This is a genomic window from Gordonia amicalis NBRC 100051 = JCM 11271 (assembly GCF_000332995.1).
Classification (GTDB): Bacteria; Actinomycetota; Actinomycetes; order Mycobacteriales; family Mycobacteriaceae; genus Gordonia; species Gordonia amicalis.
In genome coordinates this window covers 1-1,316 of record NZ_BANS01000088.1, presented here as the reverse complement: position 1 = coordinate 1,316, position 1,316 = coordinate 1, and the positions used below count along the sequence as shown (strand labels likewise).

General features: G+C 64.7%; 1 protein-coding gene. It reads right to left on the bottom strand.

Going from position 1 to position 1,316, the window contains the following annotated elements:
• Positions 1 to 13 precede the first annotated feature (13 nt).
• Entirely contained in the window at positions 14 to 1,078 is a 1,065-nt protein-coding gene (locus GOAMI_RS22260; protein ID WP_006438914.1) for an IS110 family RNA-guided transposase, read from the bottom strand.
• Between the last annotated feature and the right edge of the window lie 238 nt (positions 1,079 to 1,316).

Genomic DNA, 1,316 nt, shown 5'->3' with positions numbered 1-1,316 from the left:
CATAGCTCCTATGTCAAGCGGCGGCGGGTGTTGGGTTTTCGGCTTCGTGGGTGCGGGCGTGGTGGTCGGTGGTGAGGTTGTTGTAGACGACGCGGGCGAGTCGGCGTTTGAGGCAGCGCATTGCCTCGCGAGGGCTCTTGCCGTCGGCCTGCTTTTTCTCGTAGTAGGCGTAGCCGAGGGTGTCGGGCATGCGTGCCTGGGTCAGCGCGATGCGGTGGATCGCGGCGTTGATTTGACGGTTGCCCGACCGGGTGAGGCGATGGCGTCCGGGGTTGGCCGACCACACCGGCACTGGGGCGATTCCCGCGTGGCGGGCGAACTGGGCCTCCCCGGGGAAGCGGGTGATGTCGGCGGATTCGCCGAGGAGTTTGGCGGCGCTGAGGACGCCACAGCCGGGCATCGCCAGCAGGGTGGGCACCGCGGCCGAGACCAGGGTGGTGATCTCCTTTGCGACCTCCGCGATCTCCACGGTCAGCTCGTAGATGGCGGTGATTTCCTTGCCGGCCAGGCGGGCATCGACGCTGGTGCCTTGGGTCTTTAACCAGACTTGCAACGCTTCCTGATGCTTCTTCATCGTCAACCCACCCTTTGCGATGTGGCGCTCGGGGTCGAGCTGATGCACCCGCCACAACACCCGGTTGATCTTCGACGTTCGTTCGCGCACAAGGGAATCGCGGTAATCGACGAGAGCTTTGACGTCGTAGGACAACGCGTCGTGAGAGGCCACCGGGAGGTCGGGTTCACGTGCTGCGGCCCGAGCCACGGCCAGCGCGTCGATCGGATCAGACTTACCGCGTTCACGTCCGGTACGGCGGTGTTCGGCCATCAGGCGCGGCGCTACCCGCACCACTTTCTGAGCCGCGCCCAGCAGGTCGCGTTCCAGCCAAGCGGACATGTTGCGGCAGTCCTCGATGGCCCACAACACCGTGGTGCCAAAGCGTGTGTGAGCCCATTGCATGGCTTTGCGGTGGCCGATGGTGGTGGCGGGCACCACGGTGGACCCGAGCTGCTTGCCGACAGCGTCGACCGCGACGAATGTGTGCGTGCGCTTGTGCACATCGGCACCGATGACGATCATGGGAGATGCCTTCCTGTCAGTGGAGTGGCGACAGTCGGGCCGGTCGGCGGACACATCTCAGTCGGGGGCGATGCCACGCTCCTATCAAGTCACGCCGGCCGGTCCTGACACACCAGGAATCGGCACAATGAGCCAACACCAGCCCGATACAGCCAGGGCGGTAACCAGCAGAAGAGCCAGATACCTGGTGGTCAGAACCCAACCACCACCGAAGTGGCTAGACAACCCTGACACTGAA